The organism is Achromobacter sp. UBA2119 (genome assembly GCF_002331005.1).
GTDB lineage: Bacteria > Pseudomonadota > Gammaproteobacteria > Burkholderiales > Burkholderiaceae_B > Achromobacter > Achromobacter animicus.
The window spans coordinates 526262-546976 of record NZ_DCYD01000009.1 but is presented as its reverse complement, the minus strand read 5'-3'; the positions used below and the strand labels follow the sequence as shown (position 1 = coordinate 546976).

Sequence of the window (20715 nt, the reverse complement as noted above, 5' to 3'; positions counted from 1 at the left end):
TTACAAAGCGTGCGCCGTGCGGCGTCTTGCGGCGGTTTACCCGCTTAGGGTATGTTTGTCGCATGACGCCATCCGAGCAGAGCCCGGCAACAGCGGCTCGACCCCTCACGGGAACAGAACCCTTATTCATCGTCCTCAATAAAGGATCGGGACGCGGCGATGCGCAGGTCTTGCAGGACACCATCCGGACAATCCTCGACGAGGCCGGGCGGCGCTACGAACTCATGCCGGTCGGCGATCCGTCGCGGCTGATGGACGTGGCGCGCCAGGCGGTCAAGCGCGCCCAGGACGAGCAGGGCGTCGTCATCGCCGCGGGCGGCGACGGCACGCTCAATGCCGTTGCGTCCACGGTGCTCGGACAGGGCGTGCCGTTCGGCATCCTGCCGCAAGGCACCTTCAACTACTTCGGCCGCACCTACGGCATTTCGCAGGAAACCGAGGTGGCGCTGCGCGGCTTCCTGCAAGGCACCATCCGGCCCGTTCAGGTCGGCCTGCTGAACGGCCGACTGTTTCTCGTCAACGCCAGCCTCGGCCTGTATCCGCAACTGCTCGAAGACCGCGAGGCCTACAAGCAACGCTACGGGCGCAGGCGCTGGGTTGCGCTGTGGTCAGGCCTGGTCACGCTCTGGCGCCAACCGCGCCAGCTGGGGTTGCAGCTCGAATTCGAGGGCAAGTCGCGCAGTCTGCGGTCGCCGACGCTGGTCGTGGGCAACAACAAGCTGCAACTGGAACACATCGGCATCGAGCACGACGAGCTCGACCGCAATCGGCTGATCGCCATGGCGGCGCGGCCGGTGGGCACGCTGGCCCTGTACGGCCTGCTAGTGCGCGGTTTGCTCAGCCGGATGGGCGACGCCGAGAACGTCATCAGCTTCGCCTTCGACAAGCTGACGGTCGGTGTGCGCGGGCGCCGCCGGGTCAAGGTGGCGATGGACGGCGAGATATCCTGGATGGACACGCCGCTTGAATTCAAGGTGGCCAGCGATCGCCTGCCCCTGGTGGTGCCGGCGGACCCCGAGCTTCTGGACCGCTCATGACGCGTATCCTGCATTTGTCGGACACCCATTTCGGCACGGAGCGCAAGGCGGTCGTCGAAGCCGTGCTGGACCTGGCGCGGCAGTTGTCGCCCGATCTGGTGGTGCTCAGCGGCGACATCACCCAGCGTGCGCGCCGCAGCCAGTTCGCCGCCGCGCGCCGCTTCATCGAGCGTCTGGCCCTGCCCGTGCTGGCGGTGCCCGGCAATCACGACATCCCGCTGTACAACGTATTCGCACGCGCCCTCAATCCCTACGGCAACTACAAGCGCGCGCTGGGCCCGATCCTCGAGCCCGTGTTCGAAAACGATGGCGTGCTCGCCATCGGGGTGAACACCACGCGGCCAAAACGCCACAAGGATGGCGAGATCTCCGATGCCCAGATCGCTCGCGTCGCCCAGCGGCTGCGGCAAGCCCGGCCAGGCCAGTTGCGCCTCGTCGTGGCGCACCACCCGGTGCGCGCCAAGGTCGAATCGGACCTGTCCAATCTGCTGATCGGCCGGGAGCGTGCGCTGTCGGCCTGGGCCCAGGCGGGTGTCGACCTGGTGCTGGGCGGTCACATACACTTGCCCTACGTGCTGCCGCTGACCGCGCCCACCGGACCGGCTGGCTGGATCGTCCAGGCCGGGACGACCTGCTCGCACCGGGTGCGGGGCACCGTGCCCAACTCGCTGGGCGTGATCACCCGCTCTGAAGAGGAAGGCCAGCAGGTCTGCCACGTCGAGCGGTGGGATTACGCGGCGGGCGCGCATGCCTTCGCGCCGGTCGACAAGACGCTGGTCTCGTTGTAGCAGGGCGCGCGGCCCACGCGCACCTTTCTTTTTGATGGCGCATACATGACCGATGTCTACGCGGCATGGGCCGCAGCCCATGCCCTCTCTTTGTTTGTCGCGCTGCCGCTGGTCGCGGGCGGCGTGGCGCTGCTCTTCATGCGCTGCCACGGCCGCCTGTCCGGCAACGGCCGTGCCGCGCTCTTCGCCGCGACGGCGGGCATTTCCTTTGCGTTGTTTCTGGCGCTGGCCTTGGCCGTCGAAAGCCGCGGGACGATCGTGGCGTTCGACAGCGCGCTCGCCAATGCGCTCAGCATGTCCATGTCGACGTCCATGCTTTGGTTGCTGTCCTGGATCACGTATCTAGGTGACCGCAACTTGCTCACGGTCGTCGCCGTGTTGATGACGATTGCGCTGCTATGGCGCGGGTCGTGGCAGCTCGCGCTCTTCTGCGCGGTCGCGACCGGCCTGAACGGCGCGCTGAACTGGCTGTTCAAGCACACGTTCGAGCGCGTGCGGCCCGACCACGATCACGGCTACGCCATGGCGACCGGCTGGAGCTTCCCCAGCGGCCACTCGTCGGCGGCAATGGCTGTGTACGGCACGGCCTGCTACCTGATGTGGCGATTCGCGCCACCCGCGTGGCGTCTGCCCTGCGTGGCGTTCATGGCCGCGCTCATCATGGCCATCGGTCTCAGCCGCATTCTGCTGCAGGTGCATTTTGCGAGCGATGTCGTAGCCGGATTCGCGGTCAGCCTGGGATGGCTGGTCCTGTGCGTGGCGGCCGTCGAACGGCTGCACGTGTCAGGCAGGACGGTTCAGCGCGTCCAGTAGGCGCGCCTCGATGCCGTCCGCGGCGGGCGCCTGCATGGGCGCGCAGGTGTAGCGCCCGCCCGCGCAGGTGATGGCGCGGTCAAGCTGCCGCATCCGGTCGGCGGGTGGCGGGTCCAGATCGATGATCAGCTTGCCGGCAATGGGCGCAGTGACCTGTCCGTCGCTGAAGCGCTCCAGCGTGCGATCGATCTCGCGCTCCCGGGGCAGGGCCAGCACGATGGTGTCTGACTCCGCCAAGGCTTCGCGCGCCGAGGTCGCCAGCGTCGCGTTACCACGGAAATCTTCGCACCGCTCCGCCTCGATGTCATAGAGGGTCAGCGCAATGTCGGGCTCGGCGGCCAGCAGCCGCCGCGCGGCCATCGTGCCGATCCTGCCCATGCCGACGATGCTGACGCGCGGGCTCATGGCTTGGGTACCGACCACGTGCTCACGATATGCGCGACCGGCTCGTCCGAGCCTTCGCCGGTCAGCACGACTTCGCCCGCGGAAAGCCGGCCCACCTTGAGCAGCCGGGCATGCGCATGGATGGCGCCTGCCGGACTTTTGCGCAGGAAATTGATGGTCAGGCTGGCCGTGACCGCGTGGGCCTGCCCGGTGGCGCCCACGACTGCCGCATACATGGCCAGGTCGGCCAGTCCCATCAGCATCGGTCCGGCAACAATGCCGCCCAGCCGCTGGTGCGTGTCCCGGGCGGGCAGTACGGCGTGCGCCGTGCCGTGGCCGATGTGCAGCACATCGATCCCCAGCAGCATCGAGAACGGATGCTGGTCGGCAAGCAGCACGTGAAAGTCGGCAAGGCTGATCTGCGGCGCGTGCGCATCGGCGGCGAGGGCGGTTGCGGTCATCGTTGTTCCAGGGCGTGGCAATAGTTGTCCAGCAGCGCATCGGCCTGCTGGCCCAGCGACTTGAGGCGGCGGGTGTGCACCAGCAGCAACAGTCCCATCAAATAGGTGAACACGTTCATCTGCTCGGCCTGAACGGTCTCGTCCCGCCAGCCTTTCGTGCGCGACAGCGCCTGGCCGATCAGATCGATGCATTGCCGCAACCGGCCATTGAGCTTTTCGTCCATGTCCCGGCCGAGCCCCCGCGGGCCCAGTCCCTGGAACAGATACATCCCCAGCGAAAAATCCGTGCGCCGCTGCGCGTAGTAGGCAAAAAACGCCCCTATCACGCCGCGCGCGGCCGACTGCGGCGTCTCGGCATCGCCCGCCTGCGCCAGATGCGCGTGCAGCCGTTGCAGCGATCCGTCCAGCAGTTCCCCGTAAAGCGCCTCCTTGCCCGCAAACCAGGGATAAATGGCGCCCGTCGTGCAACCAGCCTCTTTGGCGATGGCCCGGATCGTCGTCTTTTCCAGACCATCCCGTTCAAACACGCGCTGCGCGGCGTCCAGGATGATCTGCCTGCGCAGGGCGCTCAGGCGTTCGTTGCGGTCGGCACGAGGGGATGGGGTGGGCATGGCGCTCGGCGGCTATACGGTGCCAACGATCATATCGACGATTTTTATTAATAACAACGTTATTCGCGCCGCACGTGATTACGATGATTTTCAGTGCCGGCATCATCCCGGCCGCTCCGGTTTAGCGCTGCATGGCAGCCGGAGCCACGAAGAAAGTAGCGTGACGAATGGGTTTTGGAATTGCCCGGAAAATTGGGGGCAGGGCCGAAAGTCGCGTGGTTGCGCGCTCGGGCAGTTCGGTAAGGGAAAGCCCTAGCGTTGCGCGGCAAGCATCAGCGGGATGTTGCAACTTCCCAACAAGCCTGTCGCAAACCTGCACTTTTCTGATGCCGACCATAGCCAGTCCCCCCGATTTTTGATGCAATAGCGTCAACTTCCCTTCGCGGAGTTAGGGGGGCGGCAGGCTGGTTTGCTGGATTGCTGCTCTTGTCACTCAAATCAACGGAGATTTCTTAAATGAAAAAGACTCTGCTCGCTGCCGCCCTGCTCGCCGGTTTCGCCGGTGTCGCCCAGGCAGAAACGTCTGTCACCCTGTACGGCATCATCGACACGGGCCTCGGCTACAACCGTATCAGCGGTGCTAGCGATGCCAAGAACGGCAGCCGCTTCGGCATGATCAACGGCGTCCAAAACGGTTCGCGCTGGGGTCTGCGTGGTTCGGAAGATCTGGGTGACGGCCTGCGCGCTGTTTTCCAACTGGAATCGGGCTTTGATTCGGGCAACGGCCGTTCGGCTCAAGATGGCCGTCTGTTCGGTCGCCAAGCTACCGTCGGTCTGGCCAGCGACAGCTGGGGTCAGCTGGACTTCGGCCGTCAAACCAACATCGCCTCGAAGTATTTCGGTTCGATCGACCCGTTCGGCGCCGGCTTCAACGTCGCCAACATCGGTACTGGCATGAGCGCTGCCAACACGCAACGCTACGACAACATGGTCATGTACCAAACCCCGTCGTTCAGCGGCTTCCAGTTTGGTGCTGGTTACTCGTTCTCGGCTGATAATGGCGGCAACACCTCGCCCACCGATCGCAGCGGCTTCAAGACTGCTGACAACCTGCGCGCTATCACCGCTGGTCTGCGTTATGTCAACGGTCCTCTGAATGTTGCTCTGGCGTATGACCAACTGAATGCTGCCAACACCCAAGGTGTTGATCGCAACGGCAATCCCCAGACCGATGCTACGCCCCGTTCGTACATGATCGGTGGTTCGTATGACTTCGAAGTCGTCAAGCTGGCTCTGGCTTACGCTCGCACTACCGACGGCTGGTTCGCTACTTCGAACCCGGCTGGCGCAACGGGCACCATCACCGTTGATGGTACCTTGCGCTCGATCGCCTTCGGTAACAACCAGTTCGCTGACGGCTTCAAGGCCAACTCGTACATGGTCGGTTTGTCGGCCCCGATCGGCGGCGCTTCGAACCTGTTTGGTTCGTGGCAGCGCGTTGATCCGTCGAACGACCGTCTGACGGGCGACGACGCCAACATGAACGTGTACTCGCTGGGTTACACGTACGACCTGTCCAAGCGCACCAACCTGTACGCTTACGGTTCGTACTCGACCAACTACGCGTTCAACGACGACGTCAAGGCCACTGCTGTTGGTCTGGGTGTGCGTCACCGCTTCTAATCCAATGCGGGGCGCAAGCCCTGTGTGGATTTAAAGCAAAAGCGAACGGGCCTCGGCCCGTTCGCATGAACCACCCTTTTCGGGGTGGTTTTTTTTCGTCTGCTGACTGAATTCAGGCATACTACGGCTTCGTGTCGTTCGAGCCGCACATGCTCGACATGCACCGACGAAAGCTGCAATTGTTCCATTTAAGGAATGCAGTCTTTCGCCTGCTATTCAAGCTACAGAGTTCAGCCGGAAGTAACCGCGCGAATGCTACAATCCTAAGGTTTGCGCATTTGACGGACGCCTGAATGAACCTGCAACAGTATTTTCCCGTCCTGCTGTTTATCGTAGTGGCCACCCTTATCGGGTTCGCGCTTCTAACGGCCGGCTCCCTCCTTGGCCCGCGGCGTCCTTACGCTGAGAAGCTCTCGCCTTACGAGTGCGGCTTCGAAGCGTTTGAAGATGCACGCATGAAGTTTGACGTGCGCTACTACCTCGTGGCGATTCTGTTCATTCTTTTCGACCTGGAAATCGCGTTCCTGTTCCCGTGGGCCATTGCCCAGGGCACCGTCGGACTCGTCGGTTTCTGGACGGTCATGGTTTTCCTCGCCGTGTTGACCGTCGGCTTCATCTACGAATGGAAAAAGGGCGCGCTGGATTGGGAGTGACCTTCGGGTTCATTTCACAGCACGTTATCAGAGACGAATATGGCTATAGACGGCATTCTCAAGCAAGGGTTCATCACCACCAGCGCCGACAAGTTCCTGAACTGGGCGAAGACCGGTTCGATGTGGCCCATGACCTTCGGTCTGGCCTGTTGCGCGGTTGAGATGATGCACGCGGGCGCAGCCCGCTATGACCTGGACCAATTCGGCATCATCTTCCGGCCCAGCCCGCGCCAGTCCGATCTTATGATCGTTGCCGGCACGCTGTGCAACAAGATGGCGCCCGCGCTGCGCAAGGTCTACGACCAGATGCCCGAGCCGCGCTGGGTGGTTTCCATGGGCTCCTGTGCCAATGGCGGCGGCTACTACCACTACTCGTATTCGGTGGTGCGTGGCTGTGATCGCATCGTACCGGTAGACGTCTACGTGCCGGGCTGCCCGCCCACGGCCGAGGCGCTGGTCTACGGCTTGCTGCAAATGCAGAACAAGATCCGTCTGACCAACACGATTGCGCGCTGATGCTTCGTCAGGTCCGACGGCAGGCCTCAGCCGCCTCGAACCTGCGAAACCAGCGTATCGGTTCACCTAAGCGTACAAGATGATGACCAGGCTCGAATCCCTGAAAAACAATTTGCAGACCACCCTCGGCGCGGACATTGCGCTGACCGAGGCGCTGGGCGAGCTGACGCTCGAAGTGCCCGCGGAGCAGTGGTTCTCCGTCTGCAACAAGCTGCGCACCGAAGCCGGCCTGCGCTTTGAAACCTGTATCGACCTCTGCGGCGTTGACTACCTGACCTGGGGCAACGGCACGCGCCAGATGCCCGAGGAAACCAACGTCCGCATCCACCGCTCGCGTTATGCCGTGGTGGCGCACCTGCTCTCCCTCGAGAACAACTGGCGGCTGCGCGTGCGCACGTGGGCGCCTGACGACGAGTTCCCGATGGTCGCCTCGCTGATGGAATGCTGGCCCACGGTCGGCTGGTTCGAGCGAGAAGCCTTCGATCTGTACGGCATCGTCTTCGAAGGCCATCCGGACCTGCGCCGCATCCTCACCGACTACGGCTTCATCGGCCATCCGTTCCGCAAGGACTTCCCGCTGTCGGGCACCGTCGAAATGCGCTACGACCCCGAGCAGCGACGCGTCATTTACCAGCCGGTCACGATCGATCCGCGCGAGATCACCCCGCGCGTGGTGCGCGAAGACACCTACGGCATGGGGCGTTGAATCATGGCAGACATCAAGAACTACACCCTGAACTTCGGTCCTCAACACCCGGCCGCGCACGGCGTGCTGCGCCTGGTGCTCGAGCTTGACGGCGAAGTCATCCAGCGCGCCGATCCGCACATCGGCCTGCTGCACCGCGCCACTGAAAAGCTGGCCGAACACAAGACCTACATCCAGGCGCTGCCCTACATGGACCGCCTGGACTACGTGTCCATGATGTGCAACGAGCACGCCTACGTCATGGCCATCGAAAAGCTGCTGGGCGTCGAAGCCCCGCTGCGCGCGCAGTACATCCGCGTGATGTTCGATGAAATCACGCGTCTGCTGAACCACCTGATGTCGCTGGGCTCGCACGCCCTGGACGTGGGCGCGATGGCGGTGTTCCTTTACGCCTTCCGTGAACGCGAAGACCTGATGGACTGCTACGAAGCGGTCTCGGGCGCGCGCATGCACGCGGCCTACTACCGGCCGGGTGGCGTCTATCGCGACCTGCCGGATTCCATGCCGCAGTACGGCGACTCCAGCAAGTTCCGTGGCGACAAGGAAATGCGCGTCATGAACGAAGCGCGTTCGGGTTCGCTGCTGGACTTCATCGAAGACTTCACCAACCGCTTCCCCGGCTGCGTCGACGAGTACGAAACCCTGCTCACCGACAACCGCATCTGGAAGCAGCGTCTGGTCGGCATCGGCGTGGTCGATCCCGAGCGCGCCAAGGCGCTGGGCTTCACCGGCCCGATGCTGCGTGGTTCGGGCGTCGCCTGGGACCTGCGCAAGACGCAGCCCTACGAAGTCTACGATCTGCTTGATTTCGACATCCCCGTGGGTGTCAACGGCGACTGCTACGACCGCTACCTGGTCCGCATCGCCGAGATGCGCCAAAGCAATCGCATCATCCGCCAGTGCGTGGAATGGCTGCGCAACAATCCCGGCCCGGTCATGATCGAGAACCACAAGATCGCCCCGCCGTCGCGTACCGCCATGAAGACCAACATGGAAGAGCTGATCCATCACTTCAAGCTCTTCACTGAAGGTTTCCACGTGCCCCCGGGCGAGGCGTTCGCCTCGGTGGAGCACCCGAAGGGCGAATTCGGCATCTATCTGGTGTCCGACGGCGCCAACAAGCCTTACCGCCTGAAGATTCGGGCGCCTGGCTTTGTCCACCTGCAAGCGCTGGATGAAATGTCGCGTGGCCACATGATCGCCGACGCCGTCACCATCATTGGCACGCAGGACATCGTTTTCGGCGAGATCGATCGCTGATCCGCCCAGACAGTCACGAGCACGCCCGCATAACCCGGATTCAAACTATGCTGCTTTCCGAACAGGCCTACCAGAAAATCGACCGTGAACTGGCCAAGTTCCCGGCCGACCAGCGGCAGTCCGCCATCATGGCCTCGCTTGCCATCGCGCAAGAAGAGAAGGGCTGGTTGGCTACCGAAGTCATCGAAGACGTGGCCAACTACATTGGCGTTCCGCCCATCGCGGTCCAGGAAGTCGCCACGTTCTACAACATGTTCGACGTCAAGCCCGTCGGCAAGAACAAGATCGCCGTCTGCACGAACCTGCCCTGTGCCTTGCGCGACGGCGACCGCGCCGGCGAATACCTCAAGCGCAAGCTGGGCGTCGACTATCGCCAGACCACCGAAGACGGCCAGTTCACGCTGGTCGAAGGCGAGTGCATGGGCGCCTGCGGCGACTCCCCCGTGCTGATCGTGAACAACAAGCATATGTGCGTGCGCATGACCGACGAGAAGCTGGACGCGCTGGTCGCGGCCCTCAAGCAGCAAGGAGAGTCGGCATGAACGCGCCTGACCTGTACAAGCAGTTCGCGCAGGGGCTGGATCCCAACCCTCTGAACGACCTGTCCAACTCGATGGCCCTGCACGGCCGCCACCTGCAGCCGCAGATCATGGCCGACGTCGACGGCGCCAACTGGCGCCTGGCCGACTACGTCAAGCGCGGCGGCTACGAAGCCCTGAAAAAGATCCTGACCACCGGCATGAAGCCGGAAGACGTGATCGCCGAAGTCAAGGCGTCGGGTCTGCGCGGCCGTGGCGGCGCGGGCTTCCCGACCGGCCTGAAGTGGAGCTTCATGCCGCGCGCCTTCCCGGGCCAGAAGTACCTCGTCTGCAACTCCGACGAAGGCGAGCCCGGCACGTTCAAGGACCGCGACATCCTGCGCTTCAATCCGCACATCGTGATTGAAGGCATGGCGATCGCGGCCTACGCCATGGGCATCAGCGTCGGCTACAACTACATCCACGGCGAAATCTTCGAAGTCTACGAGCGCTTCGAAGAAGCGCTGGAAGAGGCGCGTGCCGCCGGCTTCCTGGGCGACCGCCTGTTCGGTTCCGACTTCAGCTTCCAGCTTCACGCTTTCCACGGTTACGGCGCCTACATCTGCGGCGAAGAAACCGCGCTGCTGGAATCGCTGGAAGGCAAGAAGGGCCAGCCGCGCTTCAAGCCGCCGTTCCCGGCCAGCTTCGGCCTGTACGGCAAGCCCACCACCATCAACAACACGGAAACGTTCGCGGCGGTGCCGTGGATCATCCGCAACGGCGGCCAGGCCTACCTGGAAGTCGGCAAGCCGAACAACGGCGGCACCAAGCTGTTCTCGATCACCGGCGACGTCGAGCGTCCCGGCAACTACGAGATCCCGCTGGGCACCCCGTTCTCGACGCTGCTGGAACTGGCTGGCGGCATGCGCGGCGGCAAGAAGCTGAAGGCGGTCATCCCCGGCGGCTCGAGCGCCCCGGTCCTGCCCGCCGACATCATGATGGAATGCACGATGGACTATGACTCCATCGCCAAGGCCGGCTCGATGCTCGGCTCTGGCGCTGTGATCGTCATGGACGAGACGCGCTGCATGGTGAAGTCGCTGCTGCGTCTGTCGTACTTCTATTTCGAGGAAAGCTGCGGCCAGTGCACGCCGTGCCGCGAAGGCACCGGCTGGCTCTACCGCATGGTGCACCGCATCGAAAACGGTCAAGGCCGTCCGGAAGATCTGGAGCTGCTGGACAACGTGGCGCTCAACATCATGGGCCGCACCATCTGCGCCCTCGGTGACGCCGCCGCCATGCCCGTCCGTGGCTTCCTCAAGCATTTTCGCGACGAATTCGCGCACCACATCGAGCACAAGTCTTGTGTGGTCCCGCAATATCTGTAGGTCTCAGGAACAGCAATGGTTGAACTAACCGTCGACGGCAACAAGGTCGAAGTGCCCGAAGGCAGCATGGTCATGCATGCCGCCCAGAAAGTCGGGCTTTACGTGCCGCATTTCTGCTACCACAAGAAACTGTCCATCGCGGCCAACTGCCGGATGTGCCTGGTTGAAGTGGAAAAAGCGCCCAAGGCGCTGCCCGCCTGCGCCACGCCCGTGACCAACGGCATGGTCGTCCACACCTGCTCTGAGAAGGCTCGCGCCGCTCAGAAGTCGGTGATGGAATTCTTGCTCATCAATCACCCCCTCGACTGCCCGATCTGCGATCAGGGCGGCGAATGCCAGCTGCAGGATCTGGCCGTGGGCTACGGCGGCTCTTCCTCGCGTTACCAGGAAGAAAAGCGCGTCGTGTTCCACAAGGACCTGGGCCCGCTGGTTTCCGCCGAGGAAATGTCGCGCTGCATCCACTGCACCCGCTGCGTGCGCTTCGGCCAGGAAATCGCCGGCGTCATGGAACTGGGCATGCTGGGCCGTGGCGAGCACTCCGAAATCACCACCTTCGTGGGCCGTTCGATCGAGTCCGAACTGTCGGGCAACATGATCGACATCTGTCCGGTGGGCGCGCTGACCTCCAAGCCCTTCCGCTACAGCGCCCGTACCTGGGAACTGGCTCGCCGCCGTTCGGTCAGCCCGCACGACAGCCTGGGCGCCAACTTGGTCGTCCAGGTCAAGGGCGACCGCGTGATGCGCGTGGTCCCGTTCGAAGACGAAGCCGTCAACGAATGCTGGATCAGCGACCGCGACCGTTTCTCGTACGAAGGCCTGAACAGCGACGACCGCCTGTCCGCCCCGATGATCAAGGGCACCGACGGCAAGTGGCAGGAAGCCTCGTGGGCCGACGCCCTGCAAGCCGTGGCCCAAGGCCTGTCGCGTGTGCGTGACAGCTTCGGCGCCGGTCAGATCGGCGCGCTGGCGTCCGAATACGCCACCACCGAGGAATACGCGCTGCTGGGCCGCCTGGTCCGCTCGCTGGGTTCCGAGAACATCGACTTCCGTCTGCGCCAGACCGACCCGGCCTTCGACGCCGCGCTGACCGGCGCGCCGTGGCTGGGCATGCCCATCGCCGAACTCGACAACCTGGACCGCGTCCTGGTCGTCGGCTCGTTCCTGCGCAAGGATCATCCCCTGATGGCCCAGCGTCTGCGCCAAGCCGCCAAGCGTGGCACGCAGATCCTGATGGTCGACAGCGCCGCCGACGATCCCCTGATGCCCGTCACCGCGCGCATCACCGTGGCCCCGTCGGAACTGGCGCGCGCGCTGGCCGAAGTGGCCGTCGCGCTGGCCCAGGCCAAGGAACAGGCCGTGCCGGCCGAGTTCGCCTCGGTCGCGCCGGGCGAAAACGCCAAGCTCATCGCCGCCAGCCTTGCGTCCGGCGCCAACACCGCCGTGCTGATGGGCAACCTGGCTGTCGCCAGCGCTCAGGCCACCACGCTGGCCGCCAACGGCCGCGCCGTGGCTGACCTGTCCGGCGGCAAGTTCGGCTTCCTGACCTCGGGCGGCAACACGGTCGGCGGTTACCTCGCCGGCGCCATCCCGGGCAAGGGCGGCAAGACCGCCGCGGCCATGCTCGCCGAACCGCTCAAGGCCTACATCGTCCTGCACGCCGAACCGCTGCTCGACGCCGACAATGGCCAGCAAGCCATCGCCGCGCTGCGCGGCGCGCAGTTCGCCGTCGCGCTCACGCCTTACCGTTCGGCCGCCGCTGAATGGGCCGACGTGATGCTGCCGGTGTCGCCGTTCACGGAAACCTCGGGCACGTTCGTCAACGCCCAAGGTCTGGCGCAAAGCTTCAAGGGCACGGTCACGCCGTTCGGCCAGACCCGTCCGGGCTGGAAGGTTCTGCGCGTCCTGGGCAACGTCCTGCACCTGGCCGGCTTCGATGACGAGACCTCCGAGTCCGTGCGCGACGCCGTGCTGGCCAGCGGCGTCGAAGGCCGTCTGTCCAACGACGTCAAGGCCCCGCTGGGTCTGGGCCAGGCGCTCTCCGGCCTGGAACGCGTCGCCGATGTGCCGATCTACCGCACGGACGCCATGGTGCGCCGTTCGGAACCGCTGCAGGCCGCGCCGGCTTCGAAGAAGCCCGCCGCCGCCATGAACGGCCGCACCCTCACCAGCTTGGGCCTGACGGCCGGGGTCAAGGTGCGCGTGTCGGCCGGGCAGGGCGCCGTCGAACTGGAAACCGTGCAGGATGATGCCGTGGCCGATCGCGCCGTGCGCATTTCCGCCGCCTTCGAAACTACCGCTGCCCTGGGTGGCGCATTTGGTCAAATCAGCGTGGAGCGTGCCTGATGGAATGGCTCAATGTTCTTGAAAGCCACGGTCAGGCATTGCTGGGTCCGACGGTCTGGATGGTCCTCTGGACCCTCGTCAAGATCGTCATCATTGCGGTGCCCATCATCCTGTGCGTGGCCTACCTGACGTACTGGGAGCGCAAGATGATCGGCGCCATGCACGTGCGCATGGGCCCGAACCGCGTCGGTTTCAAGGGGCTGCTGCAGCCGTTTGCCGACGTCTTCAAGCTGCTGACCAAGGAAGTCGTGGTCCCCAGCCAAGCCAACAAGGTGCTGTTCATCGTGGCCCCCGTGGTCACGCTGATGCCGGCGCTGGCGGCCTGGGCTGTCGTGCCCTTCGGTCCCGACGTCGTGCTGGCCAACGTCAACGCCGGCCTGCTGTACATCATGGCCATCACGTCCATCGGCGTGTACGGCGTGATCGTCGCCGGCTGGGCATCCAACTCCAAGTACGCGTTCCTGGGCGCGCTGCGCGCCTCGGCCCAGATGCTGTCCTATGAACTGGCCATCGGCTTCGTGCTGGTGACGGTGCTGCTGGTGTCGGGCAGCCTGAACATGTCCGAGATCGTGCACGTGCAGAACCGCGGCTGGTTTGCCGAAAAGGGCCTGACGTTCATGTCCTGGAACTGGCTGCCGCTGCTGCCGCTGTTCGTGATCTACGTGATCTCGGCCGTTGCCGAAACCAACCGTCACCCGTTCGACGTCGTGGAAGGCGAATCCGAAATCGTGGCCGGCCACATGGTCGAATACTCGGGCATGGCATTCGCGCTGTTCTTCCTGGGCGAATACGCCAACATGATCCTGCTGTCGTGCATGGCATCGATCATGTTCCTGGGCGGCTGGGCTTCCCCGATCGATATCGCGCCGCTGACCTGGATTCCGGGTTGGATCTGGCTGGGTCTCAAGACGTTCTTCGTGGTCTCGTTGTTCGTGTGGTTCCGGGCCTCGTTCCCGCGCTACCGCTATGACCAGATCATGCGCTTGGGTTGGAAAATCTTCATCCCGCTGACCGGCGTCTGGCTGGTCGTGGTGGCGATCTGGATGCAGACGCCCTGGAACATTTGGCGCTAAGCGCCAAGCAGAGGCAGGATATGGAAGCGATCAAGGATTTCTTCGGCAGCCTGATGCTGACCGAGTTGCTCAAGGGCATGCGCCTCACGGGCAAGTATTTTTTCAAGCGCAAGGTCACCTTGCGCTACCCCCAGGAAAAGACCCCTGCGTCGCCGCGTTTCCGCGGCCTGCACGCGCTGCGCCGCTACCCCAACGGGGAAGAGCGCTGCATCGCGTGCAAGCTGTGCGAAGCCGTGTGCCCGGCGCTGGCGATCACGATCGAGTCCGACCAGCGCGACGACGGCACCCGCCGCACGACGCGCTACGACATCGATCTGACCAAATGCATTTTCTGCGGCTTCTGTGAGGAAAGCTGCCCCGTGGACTCCATCGTGGAAACGCACATCCACGAATACCACGGCGAAAAGCGCGGCGACCTGTATTTCACCAAAGACATGCTGCTCGCCGTGGGCGACCGCTACGAAGCCGACATCGCCCGCCGCCGGGCCGAAGACGCGCCTTACCGCTGAAGCCCAGGGTCTGATCCATGACTTTTACCACTGTCCTTTTCTACATACTGGCCGCCGTGCTGGTGATCGCGGCGTTCCGCGTGATCACCGCGCGCAGCGCGGTCACCGCCGTTCTGCATCTGATCCTGGCGTTCGCCAACGCGGCCATGCTGTGGATGCTGCTGGGCGCCGAGTTCCTGGCGCTGCTGCTGGTGCTGGTGTACGTGGGCGCCGTGATGGTGCTCTTCCTCTTTGTCGTGATGATGCTCGACATCCGCATGGACACCTTGCGCCAGGGCATGAAGACCTACCTGCCGCTCGGCCTGGTCATCGGCGTCGTGCTCGTGCTGGAAGTGTCCTTCGTGCTGGGCACCATCTGGTACGGTTCCGGTCCCCAGGCGCAACTGCCCGCCGACTACAACAACGCCCGCGCGCTCGGCGAAGCGATGTACACGCAATACATCTACGCCATTGAAGTCGGCGCTGCGTTGCTGCTGGTTGGCATGGTTGCCGCGATTGCGCTGACCCTGCGCCGCCGCCGCGACGTCAAGTACAACGACCCGGTCGCCGCTGTCCGCGTGCGTTCGAAGGACCGCTTCCGCATGGTGAGCATGCCCGCCCAGAGCGAGCGCGCCCAGGCCAAGCGTGACGCCTCGAACGGTGCCGCGCCCCAAGGAGAAAAACAATGACGCTGACGCTGGCCCACTATCTGATCCTTGGCGCGATCCTGTTCGCGATCGGGATCTTCGGCATCTTCCTGAACCGCCGCAACCTGATCATTCTCCTGATGTCCATCGAGCTCGTGCTCCTGGCCGTCAACATGAACTTCGTGGCGTTCTCCAGCTGGTTCGGCGACACCGCCGGCCAGGTGTTCGTGTTCTTCATCCTGACGGTGGCCGCCGCTGAAGCGGCGATCGGCCTGGCCATTTTGGTGCTGCTGTTCCGCAACCTGAACACGATCAACGTTGACGAACTCGATCGCCTGAAGGGCTGACGGGGTATTGGAAGAAAATGTCTAGCTCACCCAATCTCTACCTGCTCATCGCGCTGGCGCCGCTGGCCGGAGCAATTCTCGCGGGCCTCTTCGGCACCGGGTTCCTTGGCCGGCCCATCGGCCGCCGCGCCTCGCACGTCATCACCATCCTGGGCGTGCTCATCTCCGCCATCGGTTCGGTGGTGGTGCTGGGCGACGTGCTGAACGGCCTGCGTTTCGACGGCGCCGTCTACACCTGGAGCCTCATCGGCCAGACCAAGCTGGAAATCGGCTTCCTGATCGATCCGCTGTCGGCCATGATGATGGTCGTGGTGACTTCCGTGTCGCTGATGGTGCACATCTACACCATCGGCTACATGGCTGACGATCCCGGCTACCAGCGCTTCTTCTCGTACATCTCGCTGTTCACGTTCTCCATGCTGATGCTGGTGATGTCGAACAACATGGTGCAGCTGTTCTTCGGCTGGGAAGCGGTGGGTCTGGTGTCCTACCTCCTGATCGGTTTCTGGTACACCCGTCCGACGGCGATCTTCGCCAACATGAAGGCGTTCCTGATCAACCGCGTCGGCGACTTCGGCTTCGTGCTCGGCATCGGCCTGCTGTTCGCCTACGCCGGCACCATGCACTACGGTGAAGTCTTCGCGCAGGCCGACAAGCTGGCCGGCATGACGCTGCCCGGTTCCGACTGGATGCTGCTGACCGTGGCGTGTATCTGCCTGTTCATCGGCGCCATGGGTAAATCGGCCCAGGTTCCGCTGCACGCCTGGCTGCCCGACTCGATGGAAGGCCCGACCCCGATCTCCGCGCTGATCCACGCCGCCACCATGGTGACGGCCGGCATCTTCATGGTCGCGCGTTTCTCGCCGCTGTTCGAACTGTCGGACACCGCGCTGTCGTTCATCATCGTGATCGGCGCCATCGGCGCGCTGTTCCTGGGCATCCTGGGCATCATCCAGAACGACATCAAGCGCGTCGTCGCGTACTCCACGCTGTCGCAGCTGGGTTACATGACCGTGGCACTGGGTGCGTCGGCCTACTCGGTCGCGATCTTCCACCTGATGACCCACGCGTTCTTCAAGGCGCTGCTGTTCCTGGGCGCGGGTTCGGTCATCATCGGCATGCACCACGACCAGGACATCCGCAACATGGGCGGCCTGCGCAAGTACATGCCCATCACCTGGATCACCTTCCTGCTGGGTACGCTGGCGCTTGTCGGCACGCCGTTCTTCTCGGGTTTCTACTCGAAGGAAAACATCATTGAAGCCGCCGGCCAGGCCAACGTCTGGGGCGCGAGCTTTGCCTACTATGCCGTCCTGATCGGCGTGTTCGTCACCTCGCTGTACTCGTTCCGCGTGTACTTCCTGGTCTTCCACGGCAAGGAACGCTTCGACACCAGCGATCACGGTCACGGCCACGGTCATGATGCGCATGGCCATGACGACCATGGTCACGACGACCACGGCCACGGCCATCACGGCGGCAAGCCGCACGAGTCGCCCTGGGTGGTTACGCTGCCGCTGATCCTGCTGGCGATTCCGTCGGTGTTCATCGGCGCCTGGGCGGTCGATCCCATGCTGTTCGGCAAGTTCTTCGACGGCGTCATCAAGGTCCTGCCGCAGCAGCATCCCGCGATGCACGTGCTGAGCGAGGAATGGCACGGCTGGGTCGCCTATGGCCTGCATGCCTTCCAGACCCTGCCGTTCTGGCTGGTCGTGGCTGGTTTCGTGATCTCCTGGTACTGCTACCTGATCAACCCGAAGGTGCCGGCCGCCATCAAGGCCAACCTGTCGGGCGTGAACAAGATCCTCGAGAACAAGTACTACGTGGATTGGGTGAACGAGCAGGTCATTGCGCGTGGTCTGCGCTGCCTGGGCCGTGGCCTGTGGCAGACCGGTGACCGCGGCATCATCGACGGCATCCTGATCAACGGCAGTGCCCGCGTCGTGGGCTGGGTGGCAGCCATCAGCCGCCACCTGCAGTCCGGCTTCATCTATCACTACGCGTTCGCAATGATCATCGGCGTCATGGCGCTGGTGACTTTCTTTGTGCTGATTCCCCAATGATGGCAAGCGAGATGGCATCCAACACTTTTCCCTGGCTCACGCTTGCGATCTTTGTCCCGATCGTATTCGGCCTGCTGGTGCTGGCGGTGGGCCGTGACGACCGTCCCGGCCTGACGCGCGGCCTGTCGCTCGTCGGCTCGATCGCCGGCTTCCTGGTCACGATTCCGCTCTACACCGGTTTTGATTCCTCCACGGCCGCCATGCAGTTCGTGGAGAAGGCCTCCTGGATCGAAGCCTTCAACGTCAATTACCACCTGGGCATCGACGGCATCTCGATGTGGTTCGTGCTCCTGACCGCGTTCATCACCATCATCGTGGTGCTGGCCGGCTGGGAAGTCATCACGAGCCGCGTCGCGCAATACATGGCCGCCTTCCTGATCCTGTCGGGTCTGATGGTGGGCGTGTTCTGCGCGCTGGACGGCATGCTGTTCTACGTGTTCTTCGAAGCCACGCTGATCCCGATGTACATCATCATCGGCGTCTGGGGCGGCGGAAACCGCGTGTACGCGGCGTTCAAGTTCTTCCTGTACACCCTGATGGGTTCGCTGCTGACGCTGATCGCGTTCGTGTACCTCTGGAATGTGTCGGGCGGTTCGTTCGACATCCTGACCTGGCAGCAGACCAAGCTGGGCTACACGCCGCAGATCCTGATCTTTGTGGCGCTGCTGGCTGCGTTTGCCGTCAAGGTGCCGATGTGGCCGGTCCATACGTGGTTGCCGGACGCCCACGTTGAAGCCCCGACGGGCGGCTCCATCGTGCTGGCCGCGATCATGCTGAAGCTGGGCGCCTACGGTTTCCTGCGCTTCTCGCTGCCCATCGCGCCTGACGCCTCGCACAGCCTGGCCGGCATGATGATCACGCTGTCGCTGATCGCCGTGATCTACATCGGTCTGGTCGCGATCGTCCAGGAAGACATGAAGAAGCTGGTGGCCTATTCGTCGGTCGCCCACATGGGCTTCGTCACGCTGGGCTTCTTCATCTTCAACACGGCCGGCGTCGAAGGCGCCATCGTGCAGATGATCTCGCACGGCTTCGTGTCGGGCGCCATGTTCATGTGTATTGGCGTGCTCTATGACCGCATGCACTCGCGCCGCATCGCCGACTACGGCGGCGTGGTCAACGTGATGCCGCGTTTTGCCACGTTCTTCATCCTGTTCTCGATGGCCAACAGCGGCCTGCCGGCCACCAGCGGCTTCGTCGGCGAATTCATGGTGATCATGGGCGCGGTCGAGCACAATTTCTGGATCGGCCTGCTGGCAGCCACTGCCCTGATCCTGGGCGCGGCGTACTCGCTGTGGATGGTCAAGCGCGTCGTCCTGGGCGACGTCGCCAACGACCACGTGCGCGAGCTGACCGATATCAATCGCCGCGAATTCGTGATTCTTGGCGTGATGGCGATCGCCGTGTTGTACATGGGGATCTATCCCAAGCCCTTCACCGACGTGATGCACGTGTCGGTCGAGGCCCTGCTGCAACACGTTGCCGTCTCGAAACTGTAAGACAAGACAATGATGCAATCCCAAATCGATTTCGCCCTGGCGACACCGGAAATCCTTCTGCTGATTTTCGGCCTGGCTATTTTGCTCATCGACGCGGTCAGCAATCACCCCGAGCGCAAGCCGACGTTCCTGCTGACCATGCTTGCCCTGGGCGTGCTGACCGTCGTGTCGGCCGTGCAGTGGAAGAACGGCGTGGCTGGCTCGACGTTCAACGGTCTGTACGTCACGGACGAGCTGTCGCACCTGCTCAAGATCGCCTCGTATCTTGCCGTCGGCGTAACGCTGATCTATGGCCGCGTGTATGCGCAGGTCCGCGACATGATGCGCGGCGGCGAACTGTACGTGCTGACGCTGTTCGCGCTGCTGGGTCAGATGGTCATGATTTCCTCCGGGAATCTGATCTCGATCTACCTGGGCCTGGAACTGATGTCGCTGGCGCTGTACGCGCTGATCGCCCTGCGCCGTGACAACGTCGTGGCCACCGAAGCCGCCATGAAATACTTCGTGCTGGGCGCGCTGGCCTCGGGTTTCCTGCTGTACGGCATGTCCATGATCTACGGCGCCACGGGTCACCTCGACCTGACCGAAGTGTCCAACGTTATCGCCGCCGGCAAGGCCGAGAAGATGGCGCTGGTGTTCGGCATCGTGTTCCTGGTGTCGGGTCTCGCGTTCAAGCTGGGCGCCGTGCCGTTCCACATGTGGGTGCCGGACGTCTACCAGGGCTCGCCGACCGCCGTCACGCTGATCCTGGGCGGCGCGCCCAAGCTGGCCGCCTTTGCGATCACGCTGCGTCTGCTGGTTGATGGTCTGCACGGCCTGGCCACGGACTGGCAGCCGATGCTGATGATTCTGGCAGTGCTGTCCCTGGCCATCGGCAACCTGACCGCCATCGCACAGACCAACTTCAAGCGCATGCTGGCTTACTCGACCATCTCGCACATGGGCTTCGTGCTCCTGGGCCTGATGTCGGGTTCGGTGGCCGGCAAGCCGGAACTGTCGTCGGCCGCCTACGGCGCCTCGCTGTTCTACATGCTGACCTACGTGCTGACCACGCTTGCCAGCTTCGGCATCGTGCTGCTGCTGTCGCGTCAGGGCTTCGAGTGCGAGCACATCGACGACCTGAAGGGCCTGAACCGCCGCAGCCCGTGGCATGCCGCCATCGTGCTGCTGCTGATGTTCTCGCTGGCCGGCATCCCGCCGCTGGTGGGCTTCTACGCCAAGCTGGCCGTGCTGCAGTCGCTGGTTGCCGCGGGCCATGTCACGCTGGCGGTGGTGGCGGTGCTGTTCTCGCTGATCGGCGCGTTCTACTACCTGCGCGTGGTCAAGGTCGTCTACTTTGACGAGCCGGCGGCCGACGCTGCCCCGATGGTGGCCACGGCCGGCCAACGCGGCGTGCTGTCGATCAACGGTGCCCTGATCCTGGTGCTGGGCCTGTTGCCCGGCGGCTTGATGGCGCTGTGCGTGCAAGCCATCCGCTCGTCGCTGACCCTCTAACGG

General features: G+C 63.6%; 21 protein-coding genes. 18 read left to right on the top strand and 3 right to left on the bottom strand.

Annotated elements, in window-relative coordinates:
* Positions 1 to 62: 62 nt before the first annotated feature.
* Genes B3098_RS07725 through B3098_RS07715 form a run of 3 tightly spaced genes read left to right on the top strand, consistent with a single transcriptional unit; the run spans position 63 to position 2638 of the window.
* Positions 63 to 1037, top strand: coding sequence for a diacylglycerol/lipid kinase family protein (locus tag B3098_RS07725; protein WP_286894348.1), 975 nt, complete (start codon positions 63 to 65; stop codon positions 1035 to 1037).
* Positions 1034 to 1825, top strand: coding sequence for a metallophosphoesterase family protein (locus B3098_RS07720; protein ID WP_175123022.1), 792 nt, complete (start codon positions 1034 to 1036; stop codon positions 1823 to 1825). Before B3098_RS07725 ends, B3098_RS07720 begins: the two co-directional genes overlap by 4 nt.
* Before the next feature lie 45 nt (positions 1826 to 1870).
* Positions 1871 to 2638 (top strand): phosphatase PAP2 family protein, encoded by a 768-nt coding sequence (locus tag B3098_RS07715; RefSeq protein WP_175137303.1) that lies wholly within the window; start codon positions 1871 to 1873, stop codon positions 2636 to 2638.
* On the opposite strand, the gene B3098_RS07710 is transcribed toward B3098_RS07715, so the two are convergent.
* From B3098_RS07710 to B3098_RS07700, 3 genes are read right to left on the bottom strand one after another with little or no spacing between them, the layout of a single operon-like run.
* Positions 2609 to 3043 (bottom strand): NAD(P)-binding domain-containing protein, encoded by a 435-nt coding sequence (locus tag B3098_RS07710; RefSeq protein ID WP_175137304.1) that lies wholly within the window; start codon positions 3041 to 3043, stop codon positions 2609 to 2611. The genes B3098_RS07715 and B3098_RS07710 overlap by 30 nt on opposite strands.
* Positions 3040 to 3483, bottom strand: coding sequence for a PaaI family thioesterase (locus tag B3098_RS07705; protein WP_279971828.1), 444 nt, complete (start codon positions 3481 to 3483; stop codon positions 3040 to 3042). The genes B3098_RS07710 and B3098_RS07705 overlap by 4 nt, the downstream gene beginning before the upstream one ends.
* Positions 3480 to 4094: a TetR/AcrR family transcriptional regulator gene (locus tag B3098_RS07700; RefSeq protein WP_279971827.1), complete on the bottom strand. Its 615-nt coding sequence runs from the start codon at positions 4092 to 4094 to the stop codon at positions 3480 to 3482. Before B3098_RS07700 ends, B3098_RS07705 begins: the two co-directional genes overlap by 4 nt.
* Before the next feature lie 456 nt (positions 4095 to 4550).
* Here B3098_RS07700 and B3098_RS07695 point away from each other — a divergent pair, with 456 nt between their 5' ends.
* The 15 genes from B3098_RS07695 to nuoN all read left to right on the top strand — a co-directional run bounded on the left by B3098_RS07695 (position 4551) and on the right by nuoN (position 20712).
* A complete protein-coding gene (locus B3098_RS07695; RefSeq protein WP_279971826.1) occupies positions 4551 to 5717 on the top strand; it encodes a porin in 1167 nt (388 codons plus the stop codon).
* Positions 5718 to 6010: 293 nt separating this feature from the next.
* Positions 6011 to 6370, top strand: coding sequence for an NADH-quinone oxidoreductase subunit A (locus B3098_RS07690; protein ID WP_006217959.1), 360 nt, complete (start codon positions 6011 to 6013; stop codon positions 6368 to 6370).
* A 39-nt stretch (positions 6371 to 6409) separates the two neighbouring features.
* Positions 6410 to 6886 carry a NuoB/complex I 20 kDa subunit family protein gene (locus tag B3098_RS07685; RefSeq protein WP_006217960.1) on the top strand — a complete coding sequence of 159 codons (477 nt, stop codon included), beginning with the start codon at positions 6410 to 6412 and terminating at the stop codon, positions 6884 to 6886.
* A 79-nt stretch (positions 6887 to 6965) separates the two neighbouring features.
* Positions 6966 to 7592 (top strand): NADH-quinone oxidoreductase subunit C, encoded by a 627-nt coding sequence (locus tag B3098_RS07680; RefSeq protein WP_175123016.1) that lies wholly within the window; start codon positions 6966 to 6968, stop codon positions 7590 to 7592.
* Positions 7593 to 7595: 3 nt separating this feature from the next.
* Positions 7596 to 8852: an NADH-quinone oxidoreductase subunit D gene (locus tag B3098_RS07675; protein ID WP_175123015.1), complete on the top strand. Its 1257-nt coding sequence runs from the start codon at positions 7596 to 7598 to the stop codon at positions 8850 to 8852.
* Between the two features lie 47 nt (positions 8853 to 8899).
* Positions 8900 to 9394 carry an NADH-quinone oxidoreductase subunit NuoE gene (nuoE, locus tag B3098_RS07670; RefSeq protein WP_056321718.1) on the top strand — a complete coding sequence of 165 codons (495 nt, stop codon included), beginning with the start codon at positions 8900 to 8902 and terminating at the stop codon, positions 9392 to 9394.
* Positions 9391 to 10758, top strand: a complete 1368-nt coding sequence (gene nuoF, locus B3098_RS07665; RefSeq protein ID WP_175123014.1) for an NADH-quinone oxidoreductase subunit NuoF — start codon at positions 9391 to 9393, stop codon at positions 10756 to 10758. Before nuoE ends, nuoF begins: the two co-directional genes overlap by 4 nt.
* Positions 10759 to 10773: 15 nt before the next feature.
* Positions 10774 to 13101, top strand: a complete 2328-nt coding sequence (gene nuoG / locus B3098_RS07660) for an NADH-quinone oxidoreductase subunit NuoG (protein ID WP_286894339.1) — start codon at positions 10774 to 10776, stop codon at positions 13099 to 13101.
* Positions 13101 to 14174, top strand: coding sequence for an NADH-quinone oxidoreductase subunit NuoH (nuoH, locus tag B3098_RS07655; protein WP_175123012.1), 1074 nt, complete (start codon positions 13101 to 13103; stop codon positions 14172 to 14174). The genes nuoG and nuoH overlap by 1 nt, the downstream gene beginning before the upstream one ends.
* Before the next feature lie 20 nt (positions 14175 to 14194).
* Complete coding sequence (gene nuoI, locus B3098_RS07650) at positions 14195 to 14683, top strand: NADH-quinone oxidoreductase subunit NuoI (RefSeq protein WP_008161196.1); 489 nt, start codon at positions 14195 to 14197, stop codon at positions 14681 to 14683.
* 17 nt (positions 14684 to 14700) lie between these two features.
* The gene (locus B3098_RS07645; RefSeq protein WP_175123011.1) at positions 14701 to 15351 is read left to right on the top strand and encodes an NADH-quinone oxidoreductase subunit J; all 651 of its coding nucleotides are present in this window, start codon (positions 14701 to 14703) and stop codon (positions 15349 to 15351) included.
* Complete coding sequence (gene nuoK / locus B3098_RS07640; protein ID WP_006217969.1) at positions 15348 to 15656, top strand: NADH-quinone oxidoreductase subunit NuoK; 309 nt, start codon at positions 15348 to 15350, stop codon at positions 15654 to 15656. Before B3098_RS07645 ends, nuoK begins: the two co-directional genes overlap by 4 nt.
* A 17-nt stretch (positions 15657 to 15673) precedes the next feature.
* Complete coding sequence (gene nuoL, locus B3098_RS07635) at positions 15674 to 17719, top strand: NADH-quinone oxidoreductase subunit L (RefSeq protein WP_286894321.1); 2046 nt, start codon at positions 15674 to 15676, stop codon at positions 17717 to 17719.
* A complete protein-coding gene (locus tag B3098_RS07630) occupies positions 17716 to 19218 on the top strand; it encodes an NADH-quinone oxidoreductase subunit M (protein ID WP_175123009.1) in 1503 nt (500 codons plus the stop codon). The genes nuoL and B3098_RS07630 overlap by 4 nt, the downstream gene beginning before the upstream one ends.
* A 9-nt stretch (positions 19219 to 19227) precedes the next feature.
* Positions 19228 to 20712, top strand: coding sequence for an NADH-quinone oxidoreductase subunit NuoN (gene nuoN, locus B3098_RS07625; RefSeq protein ID WP_175123008.1), 1485 nt, complete (start codon positions 19228 to 19230; stop codon positions 20710 to 20712).
* Positions 20713 to 20715 lie beyond the last annotated feature (3 nt).

Bases quoted from the DNA above. Each gene is read 5' to 3' on its own strand.
- B3098_RS07725 (WP_286894348.1), top strand. From the start codon at position 63: ATGACGCCATCCGAGCAGAGCCCGGCAACAGCGGCTCGACCCCTCACG.
- B3098_RS07720 (WP_175123022.1), top strand. From the start codon at position 1,034: ATGACGCGTATCCTGCATTTGTCGGACACCCATTTCGGCACGGAGCGC.
- B3098_RS07715 (WP_175137303.1), top strand. From the start codon at position 1,871: ATGACCGATGTCTACGCGGCATGGGCCGCAGCCCATGCCCTCTCTTTG.
- B3098_RS07710 (WP_175137304.1), bottom strand. From the start codon at position 3,043: ATGAGCCCGCGCGTCAGCATCGTCGGCATGGGCAGGATCGGCACGATG.
- B3098_RS07705 (WP_279971828.1), bottom strand. From the start codon at position 3,483: ATGACCGCAACCGCCCTCGCCGCCGATGCGCACGCGCCGCAGATCAGC.
- B3098_RS07700 (WP_279971827.1), bottom strand. From the start codon at position 4,094: ATGCCCACCCCATCCCCTCGTGCCGACCGCAACGAACGCCTGAGCGCC.
- B3098_RS07695 (WP_279971826.1), top strand. From the start codon at position 4,551: ATGAAAAAGACTCTGCTCGCTGCCGCCCTGCTCGCCGGTTTCGCCGGT.
- B3098_RS07690 (WP_006217959.1), top strand. From the start codon at position 6,011: ATGAACCTGCAACAGTATTTTCCCGTCCTGCTGTTTATCGTAGTGGCC.
- B3098_RS07685 (WP_006217960.1), top strand. From the start codon at position 6,410: ATGGCTATAGACGGCATTCTCAAGCAAGGGTTCATCACCACCAGCGCC.
- B3098_RS07680 (WP_175123016.1), top strand. From the start codon at position 6,966: ATGATGACCAGGCTCGAATCCCTGAAAAACAATTTGCAGACCACCCTC.
- B3098_RS07675 (WP_175123015.1), top strand. From the start codon at position 7,596: ATGGCAGACATCAAGAACTACACCCTGAACTTCGGTCCTCAACACCCG.
- nuoE (WP_056321718.1), top strand. From the start codon at position 8,900: ATGCTGCTTTCCGAACAGGCCTACCAGAAAATCGACCGTGAACTGGCC.
- nuoF (WP_175123014.1), top strand. From the start codon at position 9,391: ATGAACGCGCCTGACCTGTACAAGCAGTTCGCGCAGGGGCTGGATCCC.
- nuoG (WP_286894339.1), top strand. From the start codon at position 10,774: ATGGTTGAACTAACCGTCGACGGCAACAAGGTCGAAGTGCCCGAAGGC.
- nuoH (WP_175123012.1), top strand. From the start codon at position 13,101: ATGGAATGGCTCAATGTTCTTGAAAGCCACGGTCAGGCATTGCTGGGT.
- nuoI (WP_008161196.1), top strand. From the start codon at position 14,195: ATGGAAGCGATCAAGGATTTCTTCGGCAGCCTGATGCTGACCGAGTTG.
- B3098_RS07645 (WP_175123011.1), top strand. From the start codon at position 14,701: ATGACTTTTACCACTGTCCTTTTCTACATACTGGCCGCCGTGCTGGTG.
- nuoK (WP_006217969.1), top strand. From the start codon at position 15,348: ATGACGCTGACGCTGGCCCACTATCTGATCCTTGGCGCGATCCTGTTC.
- nuoL (WP_286894321.1), top strand. From the start codon at position 15,674: ATGTCTAGCTCACCCAATCTCTACCTGCTCATCGCGCTGGCGCCGCTG.
- B3098_RS07630 (WP_175123009.1), top strand. From the start codon at position 17,716: ATGATGGCAAGCGAGATGGCATCCAACACTTTTCCCTGGCTCACGCTT.
- nuoN (WP_175123008.1), top strand. From the start codon at position 19,228: ATGATGCAATCCCAAATCGATTTCGCCCTGGCGACACCGGAAATCCTT.